Source organism: Agrobacterium sp. LMR679 (genome assembly GCF_027157905.1).
GTDB lineage: Bacteria > Pseudomonadota > Alphaproteobacteria > Rhizobiales > Rhizobiaceae > Agrobacterium > Agrobacterium leguminum.
On the sequence record NZ_JAPVOJ010000001.1, the window covers coordinates 781,943 to 800,674 of the forward strand.

16 protein-coding genes are annotated in these 18,732 nt (G+C 60.9%); 3 read left to right on the forward strand and 13 right to left on the reverse strand.

Annotation, left to right across the window (positions count from 1 at the left end):
* Positions 1–69 precede the first annotated feature (69 nt).
* A complete protein-coding gene (locus tag O3W47_RS03665; protein WP_065657331.1) occupies positions 70–570 on the forward strand; it encodes a YciE/YciF ferroxidase family protein in 501 nt (166 codons plus the stop codon).
* A gap of 71 nt (positions 571–641) precedes the next feature.
* Here the strand turns inward: O3W47_RS03665 and O3W47_RS03670 are convergent, their stop codons facing one another.
* From O3W47_RS03670 to O3W47_RS03725, 12 genes are all read right to left on the reverse strand, one after another.
* Complete coding sequence (locus O3W47_RS03670; protein WP_269313020.1) at positions 642–2,978, reverse strand: glucose/quinate/shikimate family membrane-bound PQQ-dependent dehydrogenase; 2,337 nt, start codon at positions 2,976–2,978, stop codon at positions 642–644.
* Between the two features lie 103 nt (positions 2,979–3,081).
* A complete protein-coding gene (locus tag O3W47_RS03675; protein ID WP_174022516.1) occupies positions 3,082–3,423 on the reverse strand; it encodes a hypothetical protein in 342 nt (113 codons plus the stop codon).
* A gap of 491 nt (positions 3,424–3,914) precedes the next feature.
* On the reverse strand, positions 3,915–4,958 hold the full coding sequence (locus O3W47_RS03680; RefSeq protein WP_174022517.1) for a helix-turn-helix domain-containing protein: 1,044 nt from the start codon (positions 4,956–4,958) through the stop codon (positions 3,915–3,917).
* Positions 4,959–5,076: 118 nt separating this feature from the next.
* Entirely contained in the window at positions 5,077–5,862 is a 786-nt protein-coding gene (locus tag O3W47_RS03685) for a 3-hydroxybutyrate dehydrogenase (RefSeq protein WP_080820020.1), read from the reverse strand.
* 4 nt (positions 5,863–5,866) lie between these two features.
* On the reverse strand, positions 5,867–7,819 hold the full coding sequence (locus O3W47_RS03690; protein WP_269313021.1) for an acetoacetate--CoA ligase: 1,953 nt from the start codon (positions 7,817–7,819) through the stop codon (positions 5,867–5,869).
* A complete protein-coding gene (gene mmsB, locus O3W47_RS03695) occupies positions 7,816–8,700 on the reverse strand; it encodes a 3-hydroxyisobutyrate dehydrogenase (RefSeq protein WP_269313022.1) in 885 nt (294 codons plus the stop codon). The genes O3W47_RS03690 and mmsB overlap by 4 nt, the downstream gene beginning before the upstream one ends.
* Positions 8,701–8,713: 13 nt before the next feature.
* A complete protein-coding gene (locus O3W47_RS03700) occupies positions 8,714–10,309 on the reverse strand; it encodes a GMC family oxidoreductase (RefSeq protein ID WP_174022520.1) in 1,596 nt (531 codons plus the stop codon).
* Positions 10,310–10,383: 74 nt separating this feature from the next.
* The gene (locus O3W47_RS03705; protein WP_269313023.1) at positions 10,384–11,391 is read right to left on the reverse strand and encodes a branched-chain amino acid ABC transporter permease; all 1,008 of its coding nucleotides are present in this window, start codon (positions 11,389–11,391) and stop codon (positions 10,384–10,386) included.
* Position 11,392: 1 nt separating this feature from the next.
* Positions 11,393–12,280 carry a branched-chain amino acid ABC transporter permease gene (locus O3W47_RS03710; RefSeq protein ID WP_003522496.1) on the reverse strand — a complete coding sequence of 296 codons (888 nt, stop codon included), beginning with the start codon at positions 12,278–12,280 and terminating at the stop codon, positions 11,393–11,395.
* A gap of 2 nt (positions 12,281–12,282) precedes the next feature.
* Positions 12,283–12,984, reverse strand: coding sequence for an ABC transporter ATP-binding protein (locus O3W47_RS03715; protein ID WP_269313024.1), 702 nt, complete (start codon positions 12,982–12,984; stop codon positions 12,283–12,285).
* Between the two features lies 1 nt (position 12,985).
* Positions 12,986–13,771 (reverse strand): ABC transporter ATP-binding protein, encoded by a 786-nt coding sequence (locus O3W47_RS03720; RefSeq protein WP_269313025.1) that lies wholly within the window; start codon positions 13,769–13,771, stop codon positions 12,986–12,988.
* A 25-nt stretch (positions 13,772–13,796) separates the two neighbouring features.
* The gene (locus O3W47_RS03725; protein ID WP_059756891.1) at positions 13,797–15,005 is read right to left on the reverse strand and encodes an ABC transporter substrate-binding protein; all 1,209 of its coding nucleotides are present in this window, start codon (positions 15,003–15,005) and stop codon (positions 13,797–13,799) included.
* A 231-nt stretch (positions 15,006–15,236) separates the two neighbouring features.
* On the opposite strand from O3W47_RS03725, the gene O3W47_RS03730 reads away from it, so the two are divergent.
* Complete coding sequence (locus O3W47_RS03730) at positions 15,237–16,154, forward strand: LysR family transcriptional regulator (RefSeq protein WP_080820005.1); 918 nt, start codon at positions 15,237–15,239, stop codon at positions 16,152–16,154.
* A 134-nt stretch (positions 16,155–16,288) separates the two neighbouring features.
* Complete coding sequence (locus O3W47_RS03735; RefSeq protein ID WP_269313026.1) at positions 16,289–17,311, forward strand: LLM class flavin-dependent oxidoreductase; 1,023 nt, start codon at positions 16,289–16,291, stop codon at positions 17,309–17,311.
* Positions 17,312–17,500: 189 nt separating this feature from the next.
* On the opposite strand, the gene O3W47_RS03740 is transcribed toward O3W47_RS03735, so the two are convergent.
* On the reverse strand, positions 17,501–18,619 hold the full coding sequence (locus O3W47_RS03740; protein ID WP_269313027.1) for a mandelate racemase/muconate lactonizing enzyme family protein: 1,119 nt from the start codon (positions 18,617–18,619) through the stop codon (positions 17,501–17,503).
* Between the last annotated feature and the right edge of the window lie 113 nt (positions 18,620–18,732).

Genomic DNA, 18,732 nt, shown 5'->3' on the forward strand with positions numbered 1-18,732 from the left:
GCAGCAAAGGGTTTGTCTCCCGTGCGCGTGGGCGCACGTCATGTATTTTCACACATGGGAGAAGGACCAATGGCCGAGAAGAAACTCGATGATCTGTTCTACGACACGCTGAAAGATATCTATTACGCCGAACGGCAAATCCTGAAAGCCCTGCCGAAGATGGCAAGGGCGGCGACCGATCCGAAGTTGAAACAGGCTTTTGAAAAACACAAGGAAGAAACCCAGGGGCACGTCGAACGCCTGCAGGAGGTGTTCGAGATCATCGGCAAGCGGGCGCAGGGCAAGACCTGCGAAGCCATTCAGGGCATCATCGCCGAGGGCGAGGAAATCATGGAGGACTTCAAGGGCACGCCCGCCCTCGACGCCGGTCTGGTTTCCTCGGCACAGGCGGTCGAGCACTATGAGATCGCCCGTTACGGCACGCTGAAGGCATGGGCGGAAAAGCTGGGCCACACGAAAGCAGTTTCGTTGCTGGATGCCACGCTCAAGGAAGAAGCGAAAACCGATGATGCGCTGACCGCGCTCGCCAAGACTTCGGTTAACGCCGCCGCCGAGAAAAAGGCGGCTTGATACCCTCTTTTGCAGCAAAAACCGGAATGGTCGCCCATTCCGGTTTTTTTGTATCTTGAAACCTGCAGAGATTACGGCAGGGTATAAGCGATCACATAGTCGCCCGGTTTGGTTCCGACGGAGCCGTGGCCACCCGCAACCATCACCACATATTGCTTGCCGTCATCCAGCGCATAGGTCATCGGCGTTGCCTGGCCGCCGGCCGGCAGGCGCGCTTCCCAAAGCTGTTTGCCGGTCGTCAGGTCATAGGCGCGCAGATAGTTGTCGACGGCCGCACCCAGGAAGGCGACACCGCCCTTGGTGATCATCGGCCCGCCAATGCCCGGCACACCCACCTTGAAGGGCAGCGGCAGCGGCGTCATGTCATGGACCGTGCCGTTCTTGTGCTTGTAGGCGATATCGCCGGTGCGCAGGTCAGCACCCGCGACATAACCCCATGGCGGGGCCTGGCAGGGAATCTGCAGCGGACCGAGGAACGGCCCCATGAAGACGCCATAGGGTGCGCCGTCATTGCGGTTGAGGCCCTGTTCGCTACCCTTTTCGTCCTGACCCTTCGGCGGAATGTCGGCGCGCGGCACGAGCTGCGAGGTGAAGGCGAGATAGGTCGGCATGCCGAACATCACCTGGCGTTCGGGATCGACCGCCACGCTGCCCCAGTTGAAGGTGCCGAAATTGCCGGGATAGATGATCGAGCCGGTGAGCGAAGGCGGCGTATAGCGGCCCTTGTAGTTCAGCTGATGGAAGCGGATGCGGCAGGCGAGCTGATCGAACATGGAGACGCCCCACATGTCCTTTTCCTGCAACGGCTCCGGTTTGAAGGACAAGGCCGTCGTCGGCTGCGTCGGGGAGGTGAAATCCTCCGGGATGGCGCCGCCCGGTGCGGGCTCTTCGGTGATCGGCAGAAGCGGCTCGCCGGTGCGCCGGTCGAGAACGTAGATATCGCCCTGCTTGGTGGGGCCGACGAGGGCCGGCACGGTCTGGCCGTCCTTGGTGATGTCGAGCAGCACCGGCTGGGCCGGCACGTCCATGTCCCAGAGATCGTGATGAACCGTCTGGCGCACCCAGCGATCCTCGCCGGTGTTTATATCCAGCGCGACGATGGAGGAGGAATATTTCTCCACATTCTCGCTGCGGCCCATGCCGAGCTGATCCGGCACCTGATTGCCAAGCGGGATATAAACGAGCCCGAGGCCCTCATCATAACTGAAGACCGACCAGCTGTTGGGCGAATTGGTGGTGTAGGTTTCACCCGCCGCAATCGGTTCGGTTTTCGCCGGGTTGCCGGAATCCCAGTTCCAGACGAGCGCGCCGCTGTTCACATCGAAAGCGCGGATGACGCCGGACTGTTCCTGCGTGGAATAGTTGTCGTTCACCGCGCCGCCGATGATGATCTTGCCCGCCACGATGACGGGCGGCGAGGTCGAATAATAATAACCGGCAGGATTGTATTTCATGCCCTGCTCAAGATGCAGCACACCCTGATCGGCAAAGGACGTGCAGACCTGACCGGTGGCGGCGTCGAGCGCGATCAGCCGCGCATCCGAGGTCGGCAGGTAGACGCGCTCGGCGCAGGCCGTGCCCTGAGCGGCATTCGGCTCGGCATAATAGGAAACGCCGCGGCATGTCTGGTGCTGGCGGTCCGGATTGAGACCGACATTGGGGTCGTATTTCCACTTTTCCTTGCCGGTGGCGGCATCGATGGCAATCGCCCAATTATGCGGCGTGCAGATATAAAGCGTATTGCCGATCTTGAGCGGTGTCACCTGATAGGTGGTTTCACCCACATCATCGGGCAGCTTCACATCACCCGTCTGGTAACGCCAGGCTTCCTTGAGCTGCGAGACATTGTCGACATTGACCTGGGTCAGCGGCGAATAACGCTGGCCATAGGGCGTGCGGCCATATTGATGCCAGTCACCGTCAGGCACATTGCCGCCATAGGCGGGCGTGGCCGAGGCCGTTTCCTGAGGCAGGGAACCTGCCGTATCGTGCGGATCCTGCGCCATGGAATATCCGGCCACGACGATGGAGGCGAGGACGGAAAGGGCAAGCGGCCAGGCGTTCGGCCCGTAGCTAAGCCCGGTCGGGCTCGAAAAACCAAGCGGCTTTCTGACCCATGGAACCAGAAGCCAGAGGCCGATGAGAATGATGATGCCGCCGCGCGGGCCAAGCTGCCACCAGTCGAAACCGACTTCCCAGATGGCCCAGGCGAGTGTGGCGACAATGAAGACGGCATAGACGTGAAGGGCTGCGCGATTGCGCCTGAACAGCAGAATGGCCGTCAACAGAAAGGCCAGTCCGGAAAGCACGTAATAAAAGCTCCCGCCCAGCATGACGAGCTGAGAGCCGAAACCGAACAGCGCAAGACCGATCAGCGTGAGAACAACTGCAGTGACGGTGACTGCCATGAATGAAACCCCCGATTCCTGTCACTTTGCGTGAAATGAAATCGGGCGCGATCTGGTTCCATGAAAATCATCATCATCGCGAAAAAACTTCACGCCATGGTGGTCATGGGTTTTGCGGTGCTCCGGTCGAACCCTGCGGCGTGGGATTTGTTTCTGTCGAGGACGGCGGTTGGGGACGGCCATTTGCCGGATTGTTGTCGAAGCTTCCCGGTCCGGACGGCTGCTGCGGCACGGGCGCTGTCTCGGTCTGGGGGTTCTGCGGCAGGTTCTCGTCGGGTTCGAAAACCGAATATTCGACAACGGCCCAGACCACCAATGCAAGAAACACGCTGACGATCAGAATGACAAGGACGGGACGTCCGCGCGATCCCTGCCGCGCGCGCGTTGCCGTTTCGCTTTTTGGAGCATCCCGACTGTCGGGATAGCTGGCATTTTCTCTGGCCATGTCTTTCACTCCCTGTAACCCTGTTGATCTAATCCCCGGGGTCAGGGTTTTGTTCCAGATCGCCGGAGAACGGCTTTCACCTCACTCGGCCGGCAAACGCGCCCTGTCACAGTCCGCTACATCCACCGCGCTGAAGCTTTGCCCGAGGCCGAGCCAGGAAACCGGCCGCCGCGCTCCATCATCCGTTTCCGATGGATCGTCTGCTGGGCTGTCAAAATTCGCCGACGGCAGGGGTGATGGCCGCCTGTGAAATCCGGCGCCGGAAAAGGAGAGGTGTTGTTTCAGCTCATGGCGCCATTGGCGACACAGGTTCAGAAAAGCGAGGATTCTCAACATCATGATTGTCAGGCAATATATTGATAAAAATAACCTGCCCTGTTTGGCACGTCTGAAAGACATGCGCATCCCCATCGCGCCGCAACCGCAGCAAATGGTCGGATTGTGCCAACAAACCGTCATAAAGTGTCAGAAGGGCACCCCTAAAAGCATGGTCAGCGGCCGAGTTGCACGATCCAGCGGGTCCATTCCGCGCTGTCCGGCTTCAGAATATCCGACGTGAGGTCACGGTTTTCCGAAGCGAAATGCCGCATCTGACGCGGCGAAAGGCCGAAGGCCTTCTTGAAGACGCGGCTGAAATTTTCCGGATTGGTGAAACCATAGGACGCCGCCACCTCCGCAATCGTCATATGCGCCGACTGCGGTGCCCGCAGGAAATCCATCGCACGCTCGAGACGCCGATGGGTGATGCAGGCCGAAAACCCGCCCAGCGGCTCGAAGAGCCGGTAGACGGTGCGTCGCGACACGCCAAATTCGCCCATGACCTTTTCCACCGACAGGGCCGGATCGAGAAGGTGATTGTCGATATAACGCCGGATGGATGCCCTGAGCGCCCGCTGCACGCCCTGCGCATTGTCGTGCCCGACATGATTGTTGATGGCGGCCGCAGCCAGTTCCAGAAGCGGCAAGACCGTCGCTGCGCCCTCGCTGGCGTTCATGACATCGAAATGGCGATAGATGCTCGTCATTGTTTCGCGCAGCAGCGATACCAGCGGCAAACCGGCCGGCAGCACACGTTCATGATGATTGCCGGAACCGCCAAGCCTGCCTTCCAGCAGCCGGCGCGGCACGACGAGGCTGAGATGGTCGTGGTCGGTCGTGGCGGTGGCAAGCGGCTGCGCCATGTCGATGAGATAGAGGTCGCCGGGCCCTGCGGTCTCACCCGATCCGCGCCGCGACATGCTCTGTCCGCTGGCGTAAAATTGCAGCAGAAAACCGTCCATGCCGTCGCGGGCAAGCTTGTGGCGCGAACGGTCGAAATCCTGCGCCGAGGACTGGGTGCGGCCGAGCGCGACATTGCCGATGAAAGCGGCATCCACGCTGGCGAAGAAGCCGTCATCCTGCGAGCGGCGCAGGCGGGCATCGAAAAGCACGTTGATCGAATCCCGCCACAGCCCCATGGCGTCGCGTTTCGGCACCTGGCGCGTATCGAAGCGCGAACGCGCCAGCGGCGCTTCAAAAGACCCTGTGTTCATCATGACGCTTTTCCATGGACACGGCGCTGACCCCGCCGTCCACGAAAACTATACAGGATTGAAACCGCTCAACAATGCCGGAAGCCGGTGAGACAGTTCGCTTAAAGCGCGTGCGTGAAAATTATTTCGCGGTCCAGCCGCCATCGATGGAAATGGTGGTGCCGGTGATGGAGCGCGCCATATCGCCCGCGAGATAAAGCGCCATTTCCGCTACTTCTTCCGGTTGCACAAACCGTCTGGTCGGCTGCGGCGCGAGCATCACCTTTTTCACCACCTCCTCCTCGCTCATGCCATGCACGCGCGCCTGATCGGCAACCTGGGCGGCGACAAGCGGGGTCCAGACATAACCGGGGCAGATGGCGTTGCAGGTGATGCCGAGTTCGGCCACTTCCAGCGCCACGCTTTTCGTCAGGCCCACCACCGCATGTTTGGTCGCCACATAAGGCCCCTTGAAGGGCGAAGCGCGCAGGCCATGCGCGGAAGCGATGTTGACGATGCGGCCCCAGCCCCTTTCCTTCATGCCCGGCAGGGCCGCATGGATGGTGTGAAACGCGCTGTCGAGCGAGATGGCGACGATGCGGGAGAAATCGGCGAAATCGAACTCGTCGATCGGCGCGACCTTCTGAATGCCGGCATTGTTGACGAGGACGTCGATATGACCGAATTCGGCGATGACGGTTTCCGGCAGATGGGCGCTTTCATCATAATTGGCGAGGTTGGCGGCAAAATAGACCGGCCTGTGACGCGCCACCTGCGCAACCATCTCCAGGGCCTGCGTCGCCTCCTCCGTCGTCTCTATGCCATGTACCGCGACCAGATACCCCGCCTCGGCGAAACGCTTGGCGATGGCGAGCCCGATGCCGCTGGTGGAACCCGTGACAAGCACGGTCTTCGGTTGATCCTCCATCGGCCTAGTCCTTCAGCTGCGGCAGGTTGCGGAAAAGTTCGAGCGCTTCGGGATTGGCGAGCGCATCGGCATTCTTCACCGGCCGGCCGTGGATGGTGTCTCGCACCGCGATTTCGGAAATCTTGCCCGAACGGGTGCGGGGAATGGCGCTGACGGCAACGATCCTTGCCGGCACATGCCGCGGCGTGGCCCCGGAACGGATGCGGCTGCGGATGGTCTTTTCCAACTCCTCCGTCAGGGCCGCACCTTCCTTCATGCGCAGGAAGAGAATGACCCGCTGGTCGCCGTCGATATCCTGCCCCACGGCAATCGCCTCTTCGACTTCAGGCACGGTTTCCACCTGCCGGTAAATTTCCGCAGTCCCGATGCGAACCCCGCCGGGATTGAGCGTCGTGTCCGAACGCCCATGAATGACATAGCCGCCGGAGGGGCGCATTTCGGCGAAATCGCCATGCGCCCAGATGCCGGGGAACCGGTCGAAATAGGCTGCCCGATAGCGCGAACCATCCTCATCGCCCCAGAACTTCACCGGCATGGAAAGGTGCGCATTGCGGCAGACGAGCTCGCCGGCAACGCCGCGAACGGAACGGCCCTCATCGTCCAGCGTGTCGATATCCATGCCGAGCATCGCACCCTGCAATTCGCCGCGATGAACCGGCTGCAAAGGGTTGCCGCCAAGGAAACAGGCGCAGATATCCGTGCCGCCGGAAATGGAGGCAAGGTGCACGTCTGCCTTCCAGTCGCGATAGATATAATCGAAGGATTGCGGGATGAGCGGCGAGCCGGTGGAGAGAATCGTCCTCAGCGACGAAAGATCGTGGCTTTCGCGCGGTTTCAGCCCGGCCTTCAGGCAGGCATCGATAAACTTCGCCGACGTGCCGAAAGTGGCGATCCGTTCGGCGTCGATGAGATCGATCAGCCGCGCGGATGTCGGATAACCGGGATTGCCGTCATAGGTGACGAGCGTTGCGCCGAGCGCCAGACCGGAGACCTGCCAGTTCCACATCATCCAGCCGCAGGTGGTGAAATAGAAGAAGCGCTCGCCCTCCTGAATATCGCATTGCAGCTTCAGTTCCTTCATGTGCTGTAGAAGCAAACCGCCGCCGGAATGGGTGATGCATTTCGGCTTGCCGGTGGTGCCGGAGGAATAAAGGATCGCCAGCGGCGCCTTGACGGGCAGACGATTGAAGGCAATCTCGCCCGCCGCATAAGGCGCGACGAAATCCGTAAGCGTCACGCAGCCGAGATCGGCAAGACTTTCGGGAACGGCATCGCCGATCAGCACGATCCTTTCAGGAGCCGCACTTTCCGCCACGGCGCGGATGGTCGGGCCGACATCGATGCGTTTGCCGGCATAACCATATTCCGGCACGGCGATGAAGATTTTCGGGCCGATCTGCGACAGGCGGTCGGAGGCTCCCGCCGGGCCGAAATCCGGCGAGCAGGACGACCAGATCGCCCCGATGGCGCTGACAGCCAGATAGCTGACGATCGCCTCGATATCATGGGTGACGATGGCACCGACGCGGTCGCCTTCGCTCACACCTGCATGGGTAAGCGCCTGCACCATGCGGGACACTTCGTCGTAAAGCTCTCTGCGGGTAATCTCCCGCCTGGTGCCGTCGTCGCGATGGGCGATGATGGCCAGCCGCCCGTCGGCATCGCGCAGCAGGTTTTCGGCGTAATTGAGACTTGCGCCCGGATAGAACTCGGCCTCCCGTATGGTCTTGCCGGGCTTGAATGCCGTATCGCCGCGCGTGCCGATAATGCCGAGTTCGTCCCACAGCGCATCGTAAAATTCATCCGGCGCGTTGATGGACCAGCGCAGCAGGCCGGCATAGTCATCGGCGGCCTGCCCGTGCAGCTTTGCCGTTTTCGTCGCGAAGGCGAAAAGCGCCGAGCGCTCCAGCCTCTTCTCCGGCGGTACCCATAAGATGTCGGATGGCGCGTCCGTCATGCCTCGCCCCCGCGCAGCATTTCGACGATGGCGGAGAAATCACGCCCGCCGCTTCCTTCGCCGACGAAGTTCTCATAAAGCGCCGCCGCCGCCGCACCGAGCGGGGTGGAAGCCCCGGCGCCCTTCGCCGCCTCCTGCGAAAGTTTCAGATCCTTCAGCATCAGGGCCGCCGCGAATCCGGGCTGGTAATCCTTGTTGGCGGGCGATGTCGGCACCGGCCCCGGCACCGGGCAATAGGTGGTGAGCGACCAGCATTGCCCGGAAGAGGTGGAGGCGACATCGAACAGCGCCTGATGCGAAAGCCCGAGTTTTTCGCCCAGCACGAAGGCCTCGGAAACCGCGATCATGGAAATGCCGAGGATCATGTTGTTGCAGATCTTGGCCGCCTGGCCGTTACCGCCCTTGCCGCAATGCACGATCTTCTTGCCCATCGCCTCCAGCACCGGCTTTGCCACAGCGAAAGCCGCAGCCTCGCCGCCGCACATGAAGGTCAGGGTGCCCGCCGCAGCCCCGCCCGTCCCGCCGGAAACGGGTGCATCGACCGAGGGGCAACCGGCGGAAGCGGCCAGTTCATGCGCCTTCAGCGCGCTTTCCATATCCACCGTCGAGCAGTCGATGAGCAGCGTGCCGGCAGGAATTTTCCGAACCAGATCGTCATAGACGGAAACCACATGTTCGCCCTTCGGCAGCATGGTGATGATCACCTCAGCCGCTTCGATAGCCTCGGCGGAATCCGCCGCTACAGGAATGCCCGCCTCTTTCGCCGCCACGCGGCAGGCTTCGGAAAGATCGTGCCCCCTGACGGCATATCCGGCCTTGACGAGATTTGCGGCCATGGGCAGGCCCATATGTCCCAGCCCGATAAAAGCGACGGTCTTCATCGGAGCGCTCCTTTCAGCGATTATCCGCAAGGATCATGTCGGCGGCCTTTTCGGCAATCATGATCGTCGGGGAATTGGTATTTCCGGATGTGATGCGCGGCATCACCGATGCGTCGGCGACGCGCAGCCCGGCGAGCCGGCGGAATTTCAGCCGCGCATCGACCACGCTTTCCATGTCCGAACCCATGCGCAGCGTGCCGACGGGGTGGAAGATGGTGGTGCCGATATCCCCCGCCGCCTTGGCGAGATCGTTGTCATTCTCGAAAGACGGGCCGGGCCGGTATTCCTGCGGCTTGAAGCGCGCGAAGGCCGGCTGGGCGACGATACGGCGCGTCAGCCGCATGGCGTCGATGGCCACCTGGCGGTCGCCTTCGGTGGAAAGATAGTTCGGGCGGATTTCCGGCTGCATGGCGAAATCCGGTCCTTTCACATGCACTGAGCCCCGGCTTTCCGGCCGCAGATTGCAGACACTTGCGGTAATGGCCGGAAAAGTGTGAACCGGATCGCCGAACTTGTCGAGCGAAACCGGCTGGACATGATATTCCAGATCGGCGGTTTCCTTTTCCGGCGAAGAGCGGGTGAAGACACCGAGCTGGCTCGGCGCCATCGACATCGGCCCGGAGCGCGTCAGCGCATATTCGAGGCCGATCCTAGCCTTGCCGAACAGGGTGGAGGCCCTTTCATTCAGCGTCAGGACGCCGGAGACCTTGTAGACCATGCGCAATTGCAGATGGTCCTGCAGGTTTTCACCCACACCCTGAACCTCCGCCACCGTGTCGATACCGGCCGCCTGCAGCACATCGCCACGGCCGACGCCGGAAAGCTCAAGAACATGCGGCGAGCCGATGGCGCCGGCGGACAGCACCGTCTCGCGCCGCGCCCGCATCTTTTTCAAGACGCCGTCATGGTGAAACTCGACGCCGGTGACACGGCCTTCCTCGATGATGAGACGCTTGACATGGGCCTTGGTCAGAACCGTCAGGTTCTTGCGGCCGAGCGCCGGTTTCAGGAAGGCTTTCGCCGTGTTCCAGCGCCAGCCGGCCCTCTGGTTGACATCGAAATAACCGGCGCCTTCATTGTCGCCCCGGTTGAAATCATCGGTTGCGGGAATGCCGGCCTCGCCCGCCGCCTTCTGGAAGGCGTCCAGCACATCCCAGCGCACACGGGCCTTTTCCACGCGCCATTCGCCGCCGGCGGAATGCATCTCGTTCTTGCCGCGATAAAAGTCTTCCGACTTCAGGAAATAGGGCAGGATATCGTTCCACCCCCAGCCCTCGCAGCCGAGCTGCCGCCACATATCGTAATCGCGCGCCTGACCGCGCATATAGATCATGCCATTGATGGAGGAGCAGCCGCCAAGCACCTTGCCGCGCGGATAGATCAGCGAACGGCCGTTCAGCCCCGGCTCTTCCGCCGTCTTGAAACACCAGTCGGTTCGCGGGTTATTGATGCAATAGAGATAACCGACCGGAATATGGATCCAGTGGTAATTGTCGTTGCCGCCCGCTTCCAGAAGCAGCACGCGGTTGTTCGGATCTTTCGAAAGGCGGTTGGCGAGAACGCATCCGGCACTCCCCGCTCCGATGACGATATAGTCATATTCGCCCATGCTCTTCTCCATGCGCCGCCCTTGCCGCACCGTCCCGGACGCGGAGGAGGCCTTGTCTGTGTTTTCAAAAATGTCTAGCTGCGGTGCTGAAAGCCGAGTTTTCTCCCGAGCCGCGACGCGTAAAATTCGCCGATCAGACCGCGCCGGAACACCAGAACGCAGGCCATGAATACGAGGCCGGTGATGATGGTGACCGGGAAATCGGATGTCGCGAGATAGTTCTGCAAGGTGACGACGAGACCCGCGCCGAAAATCGGGCCAATCATGGTGCCGATACCACCGAGCAGCGTCATCAGGATCACTTCGCCGGACATCTGCCAGGTCACGTCAGTCAACGTCGCGAACTGGAAGACCAGCGCTTTGAGGCCACCCGCAAGACCGGCCAGCGTCGCCGACATGACGAAAGCGCCGAGCTTGTAGCGCTGCACGCTGTAGCCCAGCGAAATGGCGCGCTGCTCGTTTTCGCGGATGGATTTCAGGATCATGCCGAAGGGCGAGTTGACGAAACGCCAGATGACCAGCAGCGCGATGACGAAGGCGGCCAGCACCGTGTAATAGATATTGAGCGGTGCATTGAGGTCGAGAAGACCGAAGAGATGACCGCGCGGCACACCTTGCAAGCCGTCCTCACCATGGGTGAAGGGCGCCTGAAGGCAGAAGAAATAAAACATCTGCGACAGCGCCAGCGTGATCATGGCGAAATAGATGCCCTGGCGGCGAATGGCGAAGAAGCCGATGACGAGACCGAGCAGCGCCGCCCCCGCCATGCCGATGACAAGGCCGATCTCGGGGGTAACGCCCCATTCCTTCACCGAATAGGCGGTGAAATAGGCGGCACCGCCGAAAAACGCCGCATGGCCGAAGGAAAGCAGCCCGGTGTAACCGATCAGGAGGTTGAAGGCGCAGGCAAACAGCGCAAAGCACAGGAGCTTCATCAGAAAGATCGGGTAGACGAACATCGGCGCGGCGATCAACACGGCGAGACCCGCCAGTATGAGCACGGTCTTGATTGTTCCGGCGGCCGCCGAAACTTCCGTCTGCGGCAGCGTGCCGGCGGTGGGGCTATGGGTGGCTTTGGACATATCAGGCGTCCTTTCCGAAAAGTCCGGCGGGGCGGATGAGCAGCACAAAGGCCATGATGACGAAGATGACGATGTTGGAGGCTTCCGGGTAGAACACCTTGGTCAAGCCTTCGGCCACGCCCAGCATATAACCGGTGACGATGGCGCCCATGATCGACCCCATGCCGCCGACCACGACCACCGCAAAAACGACGATAATGAGGTTCGTGCCCATCAGCGGCGAGACCTGATAGATGGGGGCGGCGAGAACCCCGGTGAAACCGGCAAGGCCGGCGCCCAGGGCGTAGGTCAGCGTCAGGAGAACAGGCACATTGATGCCAAAGGCCTGCACCAGCGTCGGGTTTTCGGTGGCAGCGCGCAGATAGGAGCCAAGCCGCGTCTTTTCGATCAGCGCCCAGGTGGCGATGCAGACGATGAGCGAAATGACGACGACGAAAGCGCGGTAATTCGGCAGGAACATGAAGCCGAGATTGGTGCCGCCGGCAAGCTCGCGCGGCACCGAATAGGGTTGGCCCGCCGCGCCATAAAGCCAGCGGAACGTGCCTTCCACCACCAGCGCCAGGCCGAAGGTGAACAGCAGCCCGTAAAGCGGATCGAGATCGTAAAGCCGCGACAGCAGGAAGCGTTCGACGATCGCACCGAACAACGCCACGACGAAAGGTGTGACGATGAGCGCCACCCAGAAATTGATGCCGAAATATTGCAGGCCAAGGAAGGCCACGAAAGCGCCGAGCATATATTGCGCGCCATGGGCAAAATTGATGACGCGCAGCAGGCCGAAAATGACGGCAAGGCCAAGCGACAGCAGCGCATAAAACGAGCCATTGATAAGGCCCACCAGCAATTGCCCGAGCAGTGCCTGAATTGGAACGCCGAAGATCATCGTCATCGTTAAACCCCCAGCACCTTGTTGAGCTCGCCCATGCGGCCGGAAAGCTCGCCGACCGGAAAATTGCTGACCATCTGGCCGTGATCCATCAGGTAGAAACGGTCGGCGATGCGGCTGGCAAAACGGAAATTCTGTTCGACCAGAACAACGGTCATGCCGCGGCTCTTCAGCTTTTGCAGCACCTCGCCGATGCGCTGCACGATGACCGGGGCAAGCCCTTCGGTCGGTTCGTCAAGCAGCAGCACCTTGACCCCGGTGCGCAGGATGCGCGCCATGGCCAGCATCTGCTGCTCGCCGCCGGAAAGCTTGGTGCCGGGGCTGGTGCGGCGTTCGTAAAGATTGGGAAACAACTCGTATATCTCATCGAGCGTCATGCCGCCGGATGCGACGACGGGCGGCAGCTTCAGGTTTTCCTCGACGCTCAGCGTCGCGAAGATGCCGCGCTCTTCCGGCACGAAACCGATGCCGTATTTCGCCGTGCGATGCAGCGGCACCGGCATCATATCCTTGCCGCCCAGCTTGATGACGCCCTTGCGGTTGCGGATGATGCCCATGATGGTGCGCAGCGTCGTGGTCTTGCCCACACCGTTGCGGCCGAGAATGGTGATGGTTTCGCCCTCGCCGACCGTCAGATCGACACCGTGCAGCGCCTGGCTTTCGCCATACCAGGATTTCAGGTTGGAGACTTCGAGCATTGCCGCCATATCAAGCCTCCTCCGTGCCCATATAGGCCGTGCGCACACGCGGATCGGCGGAGACAGTGGCATAATCGCCCTCCGCCAGAATTTCACCCCGTTGCAAGACCGTGACGTGGTGGCAGATATCGGCCACGACTTTCAGATTATGTTCGACCATCAGCACCGCGCGTGTCTTTGCCACCTCGCGGATGAGTTCGGCGACGTGGGAGACATCCTCACCGCCCATGCCGGCCATCGGTTCATCCAGCAGCAGAACCTTCGGATCGAGCGCCAGCGTGGTGGCGATTTCAAGCACACGCTTGCGGCCGTAAGAAAGATCGGCCGCAAGCGCATGTTTTTCCCGTGTCAGGCCAACCGTTGCGATCAACTCCTCGGCGCGGGCGTTCAGCCTGTCGAGCGAGGAGAGCGGCAGCCAGAATTGCGTTGCGAGGCCATTCGGCCGCTGCAACGCCACCCGCACGTTTTCCAGAACCGTCAGATGCGGAAACACCGCCGATATCTGGAAAGACCTGACGAGGCCCAGTCGCGCCACCTTGTCCGGCGGCGTCCTTGTTATGTCCGTTCCCATGAAGGTGATCGCCCCGCCTGTCGGCTGGAGAAACTTGGTCAACAGGTTGAAGACCGTGGTTTTTCCGGCGCCGTTCGGACCGATAAGCGCATGCACGCGGGCATGGTGGACGTCGAGATCGACGTTTTTCACGGCCGCGAATGCGCCGAAGGTCTTGAAGAGACCGCGCGCCGAAAGAACGACGCGAGGTTCCGCCTGCCCGGCAAGGGCGGGAGCGATCGTCATCAAGCTTTCCCCTTTTTATTCTTCTTTACTGCGTTACCAGCGGGCAACCGCTCTTTGCGGGGTCCATGAAGGCTTCCTTGCCGGGGATGGTGGCGAGAACCTTGTAATAATCCCACGGCTGCTTGCTCTCATCCGGCTTCTTCACTTCCATGAGATACATGTCGTGGATCATGCGACCGTTGGCGGCCACATGGCCGTCCTTCGAGAAGACGTCGTTGACGGGCATTTCCTTCATGGCCTTGGCGACGGCATCGGCATCGTCGGTGCCAGCCTTTTCGATGGCCTTCAGGTAATGCAGCACGGCGGAATAGGTGCCGGCATGAACCATGTTCGGCATGGCGCCGGTGCGTTCCTTGAAGCGTTCGCCGAACTTGCGCGATTCATCGTCGCGGTCCCAATAAAAACCTTCCGTCAGCGTCAACCCTTGAGCCGCCTCAAGACCGAGGCCGTGGACTTCGGCAAGCGTGAAGAGAAGCGCGGCAAGCCGCTGGCCGCCGGCGACGATGCCGAATTCGGCCGCCTGCTTGATGGCGTTGGAGGTATCGAGACCGGCATTGGCAAGGCCGATGACCTTCGCACCCGAGGACTGCGCCTGCAGCAGGAAGGAGGAATAATCCGTCGTGGCGAGCGGATGGCGCACGGAACCCAGAACCTTACCGCCATTGGACTTGACGAAATTGGCGGTATTTTCTTCCAGCGAATAACCGAAGGCATAGTCGGCGGTCAGAAAGAACCAGCTGTCGCCGCCCTGCTTGACGAGCGCGCCGCCGGTGCCGACCGCCAGCGAATAGGTGTCATAGGCCCAGTGGAAACCATAGGGGCTGCACTGCTTGCCGGTCAGTTCGGTGGTTGCCGCACCCGTATTGATGGTGATCTTCTTCTTGTCCTTCGACAGCGCCTGCACGGCAAGACCGACCGACGACGAGGTCAGTTCCATGATCGAATCGACCTGTTCGGTATCGTACCATTGGCGGGCGATATTGGAGGCCACATCCGCCTTGTTCTGGTGGTCGGCGGTCACCACTTCCACCGGCGCATCGAGCACCTTGCCGCCAAAATCCTCGACCGCCATCTTCGCGGCTTCATAAGAGTATTTGCCGCCGAAATTGGCGTAGACGCCCGACTGGTCGTTCAGAATGCCGATCTTGACCTTGCCGTCCGAAATCTCGGCGGCATAGGCGGCGGTGCCAGCGGCCAGCGCCATGGCCGTGGATAAAACGATACTCTTGCGCATGACTTCTCCTCCCAGAGATGATTGCGAGCCTCAGATGGTCTGTGCAACGGTGAACGAAACCGCCTGCGGGCTTCCATGCCATTGCACCTGAACGGTCACACCGCCCTCCTCAAAGCGATGCATCCTGAGCCTAGACTTCTCGAATTCGGCCGTTGACACAAGAGCGGGGCATCATCAAATTGCGAACAGGAACTGTTCATTTTTGAACAGAACTCTTGATGGGAGACAAATATGGCCACCCCTTTTACCTGGGACGACCTGCAATATTTTCTGGCCGTGGCCCGCACCGGACAGCTCTCATCGGCAGCCAGAAGCCTGCGCACCAGCCACGCCACCGTCTCCCGCCATATCGACCGGCTGGAATTTTCCCTGAAAACCAAGCTGTTCGAGCGAAACCCGCGCGGTTATGAACTGACGACGGTGGGACGGCGGCTGGTCGATACGGTCGAGCGCATCGAGGCGGAAGCCGAAAGGCTGCAATCGGATATTTCCGAAAGCGGCAGCCTGCTGCGCGGCGTGGTGCGGCTCAGCGCGCCTGAAGGTTTTTCCAATTTTTTCTTCGTGGAGAGGCTGAAAGACTTCGCCGTCACCCATCCCCACATCATGGTGGAGATGGTGACGATCCAGCAAATCATGGCGCTGTCCAAAAAGGAGGCGGATGTGGCGGTAACGCTCGATCCGCCAAAGGCCGGTCCCTACATCAATGAACAGATCATCGACTACACGCTGCATATCTATGCCTCGCGTTCCTATCTCGCCGGGCGGCCGAAAATCGTAAAGCGCGAGGACCTGCTCGACCACTTCTTCATCGGCTACGTGCAGGACCTGATCTTTTCACCGGGCCTCGATTATATGCGTGACGTGCTGCCGGGTCTGCGGCCGAGTTTCCAGTCCTCGAGCATTTTTGCGCAGCTGACCGCAACGCTGAGCGGCAGGGGGCTGTGCATCTTGCCGAATTTCATCGCCGCCCGCTTTCCGGATCTGCAAATGGTGCTTCCCGGTGAAGTGGAGCTGCGGCGAGGCTATTGGCTGACGAGCCACCAGGACCTTGCCAACGTGCCGCGGGTGCGCTCGCTCATGGATTTCATTCTTACCACGGCCCGCGCCCACCAAAATCTCTTCGTGCTCGACCGAAAGACGACCGCCTGAGCGGCATCGTTCACATTTCGGCGACACCGTGTCTACCGGTGGCGAATTGGAGAACGCGCTCAACTGCTTATATGACTGACAACAACGAAGCCGGTTTGTGAAAGCCGGCATCCTCCGACATCTGGAAGGTCATCATGAAAAAGATCGGATTCCTGTCCTTCGGCCACTGGACGCCCTCGCCCCAGTCGCAGACCCGCTCGGCTGCGGACACGCTGCTGCAATCGATAGACCTCGCCGTCGCGGCGGAAGAGCTGGGGGCCGACGGCGCTTATTTCCGCGTGCACCATTTCGCCCGCCAGCTTGCCTCGCCCTTTCCGCTGCTGGCCGCCGTCGGCGCGCGCACGAAAAAGATCGAGATCGGCACCGGCGTCATCGACATGCGTTATGAAAACCCGTTCTACATGGCGGAGGACGCCGGTTCGGCCGACCTCATCGCCGGCAGTCGCCTGCAGCTCGGCATCAGCCGCGGCTCGCCGGAACAGGTGATCGATGGCTGGCGTTATTTCGGTTACCGTCCGGCCGAGGGCCAGAGCGAAGAAGACATGGCGCGTCAGCACACCGAAGTCTTCCTCGATCTTTTGAAGGGCGAAGGTTTCGCTGAACCGAATCCGCGCCCGATGTTCCCCAACCCGCCGGGCCTTTTGCGGCTGGAGCCGTATTCCGAAGGGCTGCGCGAGCGCATCTGGTGGGGTTCGAGTTCCAATGCAACGGCGGTGTGGGCGGCAAAGCTCGGCATGAATTTGCAAAGCTCCACCCTGAAGACGGATGAAACGGGCGAGCCTTTCCATGTCCAGCAGGCGCAGCAGATCCGCATCTTCCGGGAAGCATGGAAAGAAGCAGGCCACACCCGCGAGCCGCGTGTATCGGTCAGCCGCAGCATCTTCGCTCTCGTCAACGATCGCGACCGGTCCTATTTCGGTTACGGCAACGAAGGCGACGACAAGATCGGTTATATCGACGACAAGACACGCGCGATCTTCGGACGCAGCTATGCCGCCGAGCCGGAAAAACTGATCGAACAGCTGAAAGCCGACGAGGCCATCGCCGAGGCCGATACGCTGCTCCTGACCGTGCCGAACCAGCTGGGCGTCGATTACAACGCCCATGTGATCGAGACGATCCTCAAGCAGGTGGCGCCGGCTCTCGGCTGGCGCTAAATTTGGAAAAATTGCATCACCCACACTCCGTCGTCACCCCGGACTTGATCCGGGGTCCAGCGCGATCAAGTCCTTGATTGCGAAAGACTCTTTTCACGGCGCAGACGCGCCGTGGCTGGATGCCGGATCTAGTCCGGCATGACGGAGGACGGGCTACCCTCCCTTAAAATCCGGGCTGTGTACCGCTGCTCATTTTACCGATTTGCCATAACGGGCGAAGCTTTCAGCCAGCGGCGTGGTGCTGGCGCCGGGGTGCTCCGGACGTTTGTAAACGCCATCCCGCACATGGATCGGCTCTTCGAAATGATCCTTGATCCAGGGAATATATTCGAGAATGGTCGAAGCCGGGTGCCAGTAGCTCAGATGCACATGCACCTGGCTCATCTCGCCGGCATGCGGCACCACGGGCAGGCGATGGGCGAGCGCGAGATCGGCAACCTGGATATATTCGGTGATGCCGCCAAGCCGGGTCACATCCGGCTGGACATAGGCAACCGCGCCGGCATCGATGAATGAGCGGAACGCGTCCACCGTGTAGAGCTGTTCCCCCAGCGCAATCGGAATGGACGTATTGCGCGCCAGCCGCGCATGGCTCGTCACATCGTCATACCAGAGAGGCTCCTCGAACCAGTAGATATCCAGATCTTTCGCCGCCGGGCAGAAACGCTGGCATGTGGGCAAATCCCACTTGCCGTTGCCGTCGATGGCGATGCGGATGGACGAACCGACACGCTTGCGCACGGCCGCAAGGCGGGCAATATCGATATTCGGGTCGTCATGCCCGACCTTGATCTTCAGCCGGTTGAACCCGTCTTCCTCCACCGCCCTTGCACTGCCCGCCAGCAAATCCTCCAGCGTGAAAGAAAGCCAGCCGATATCGGTATTATAGGCCTCCACCGCCGCCGTGCGCGCGCCGCCGAGATAGTGCCAGAGCGGCACGCCCGCCTTTTTCGCCTTCAGGTCCCAAAGTGCAACGTCAATTGCCGCCAGCGCCAGATGGGTGATGCCGGCCCTGCCGACCCATTGCAGCGCCGGATAACGGGCCAGTTTCGTCCACAGCCTCGAATGCTCCGATGCATCCTCACCCAGAAGCAAGGGCGCGTAACAATCGCTGATGCAGGATGTGATCAGCCTGTCCGACGGCAGATGCGCGTGGGTGCCGGTAAAACCATAGCCCTCAAGGCCATCGCTGGTGGTGATCTTTGCACCGACGACGCCCCAATGGGTGATGCTGTGGGTGGAATCGGAAATGGACTCCGATGTCAGCGGCAGATGCAGGATGAAAGGTTCGACGGCAGTAATTTTCATGATCGGTCATTCCTCGATGCTGATTGCTTGCGGGGAGGAATAGACGCCGCGTCCCCGCGACCACGGGCCGCGCAGATGGGCTTTCGGGAAATTGCCAGACCGCCCTCCTCCAG